This is a genomic window from Hansschlegelia beijingensis, assembly GCF_045505405.1.
Taxonomy (GTDB): domain Bacteria; phylum Pseudomonadota; class Alphaproteobacteria; order Rhizobiales; family Methylopilaceae; genus Methylopila; species Methylopila beijingensis_A.
Genome location: NZ_JBJKEX010000408.1, coordinates 1 through 2,530, shown reverse-complemented (window position 1 = coordinate 2,530; position 2,530 = coordinate 1). Strand labels below are relative to the sequence as shown.

Annotated in this window: 3 protein-coding genes; 1 reads left to right on the top strand and 2 read right to left on the bottom strand. The window is 72.5% G+C overall.

The annotated features are described in order from the left end of the window. Positions 1-462, bottom strand: a 462-nt coding sequence (locus ACIKT0_RS16810; protein WP_407106522.1) for a uroporphyrinogen-III synthase, incomplete at its 3' end; no start/stop codon positions are given. 7 nt (positions 463-469) lie between these two features. After that, a complete protein-coding gene (hemC, locus tag ACIKT0_RS16805) occupies positions 470-1,399 on the bottom strand; it encodes a hydroxymethylbilane synthase (protein ID WP_407106521.1) in 930 nt (309 codons plus the stop codon). A 112-nt stretch (positions 1,400-1,511) separates the two neighbouring features. Here hemC and tsaD point away from each other — a divergent pair. Next, a partial coding sequence (gene tsaD / locus ACIKT0_RS16800; protein ID WP_407106520.1) for a tRNA (adenosine(37)-N6)-threonylcarbamoyltransferase complex transferase subunit TsaD occupies positions 1,512-2,530 on the top strand: 1,019 nt, incomplete at its 3' end.

Below are 2,530 nucleotides of genomic sequence, written 5' to 3'. Positions count from 1 at the left end.
CAGCGCGGTGGCGGCCACGGCGCGGTAGAGCTCGATCACGGTGACGTCATGACCATGCCCGGCAAGAGCGCCGGCGACGTCGTACGCCCGGTCGGCGCCCGCGGCGTGCAGAAAGCGCGACGGCTCGGGAAACACCCTGCACGTCTCGATGACCAGGGAGCGGCCGTCGCCGTCCGCGACGTGCACGATCCCGAAGCCGGCCTCCCGCCCCGCCTCTGCGGTCCGTTCCCCGACCGCGACCAGCGGAAGCCGCGACAGAGCTTCTATCTCCGGCCGCCGGGCGAGCTTCCGCAGGCCGTTGGCGCTGGTGGCGAGGACCGCGTGATAATCCGTCCCCGGTATCGCGGAGGGGATGTCCTCGATCGTCAGGACAGGCGCGAGAATGGGGACATGGCCGAGTCGCTCGAGCGCGCCCGCTGTGCGGACGGCCGCGCGTTCCGGTCTGAGCACGAGGACGTTCACGGCGGCGTCAGCCGAACACGGCCAGCAGATCGGCGGGAGCGCGCGACCTGACGTCCTCGCCCGCCGCTGCGCCGAGCGCCGCCGCGTCCGTCGCGGCGCCTTCGCGCGCGGCCTCCACGACGCGCGCGCCGTCGACGGACAGCACCATCCCGCGGAACGACAGCTTCTCCCCGTCGACCCGGGCCAGTCCGGCGATCGGGGTCCGGCACGAGCCGTCCAGAACCGCGAGAAATGCGCGCTCGCAGATCAGCGCGGCGGCGGTCTCCGGACAGTCGAGCTTCGCAAGCGCCTCACGGGTCGAGGCGTCCCCGGCGCGCGCGGTGACCGCGATCGCGCCCTGGCCGAGCGCCGGCGGGAACGTCTCCGCGTCCATGATCTCGGTCGCGTGCCGCTCGAGCCCGAGGCGCGTAAGGCCGGCCAGCGCCAGCATCGTCGCGTCGACCTCGCCGCCGGCGAGCTTCTCCAGACGGCTGTGCACATTGCCCCGGAACGTCACCACCTTCAGGTCCGGCCGCCGGCGGCGGACCAGCGCCCCGCGACGCAGCGACGCCGTGCCAATCACCGCGCCCTCACGCAGGGCGTCGAGCGTGGGAGCCGAGCCGCCGATCAGCACGTCACGAACGTCGGCGCGGGGCAGCGTGGCGGCCAGTTCCGTGCCTTCGGCGAGCGCGGTCGGGAGATCCTTGGCGGAGTGCACCGAGAGATCGACGCGCCCGTCGAGCAGCGCCTCGTCGATTTCCTTGACGAACAGACCCTTGCCGCCGGCTTCGCTGAGCGGCCGGTCCTGGATCGCGTCGCCGGTGGTGCGGATCACGACGATCTCGACAGCGTCCGGCGCAAGCCCCCAGGCCTCGATCAGCCCGTCCCGCACGCGATGCGCCTGCCATAGCGCGAGCGGACTGCCGCGGGTGCCGATGCGAAACGTCTGCTGGCTCATGCCCTAGAGAAGCTCCATTGCGAGCGCCCGATGGGCGCAGCCGGGGGCTTGGTAGCGCGATCCTTCGTCTGCCGCTATGTCTCCCGCTGTCCCTTCCGGAATATGAGGCGTCATGCTGGTTCTCGGCCTGGAAACCACTTGCGATGAAACCGCCGCGTCCATCGTCCGGCGGGGGGGCGACGGCCCCGGGGAGATCCTCTCGAATGTGGTTCGGGCTCAGGTCGAGGAGCACGCGGCGTTCGGCGGCGTAGTGCCGGAGATCGCCGCCCGGGCGCATGTCGAGGCGCTGGACGGCGTGCTGTCCGCCGCCCTCTCGCGGGCCGGAGTGAAGCTGCGCGAGCTGGACGGCGTTGCCGCCGCCGCAGGGCCGGGTCTCGTGGGCGGCGTCATCGTCGGGCTCACTGCGGCCAAGGCGCTCGCCGTGGTGGCGGAGAAGCCCTTCATCGCCGTGAACCATCTCGAGGCGCACGCCCTGACCGCCCGGCTCACCGACGGCATCGCCTTCCCCTACCTGCTGCTGCTGGCCTCCGGAGGGCACACGCAGCTGCTCGCGGTGCTGGGCGTCGGCCGTTACGTGCGGCTGGGGACCACCCTCGACGACGCGCTCGGGGAGGCGTTCGACAAGGTCGCGAAGATGCTGGATCTCGGCTATCCGGGCGGCCCCGAGGTCGAGCGCCGCGCCGAGACCGGCGATCCGGAGCGCTTCGCCTTTCCAAGACCGATGTTCGGGCGGGCGGAGCCGAACTTCTCGCTCTCCGGCCTCAAGACCGCCGTCCGCCTCGAGGCCGAGCGGATCGCGCCGCTCTCGTCGCAGGACGTCGACGATCTCTGCGCCAGCTTCCAGGCCGCGGTGGCGGACGTCGTCGCCAACCGGGTGCGGGTCGCGTTCCGGATGTTCTGCGAGCGCCATGGCGCGCCGAGCGCGATCGTCGTGGCCGGCGGCGTGGCGGCCAACGGCCAGATCCGGCGAGCCCTGCAGAGGGTGTCGAGCGAAGTGGGCGCGCGGCTGGTGGCGCCCCCGCTTGCGCTTTGCGGCGACAACGGCGCGATGATCGCGTGGGCCGGCGCCGAGCGTCTCGCGCTGGGCCTCGAGGACGATCTTTCCTTCGCGCCGCGGCCCCGGTGGCCGCT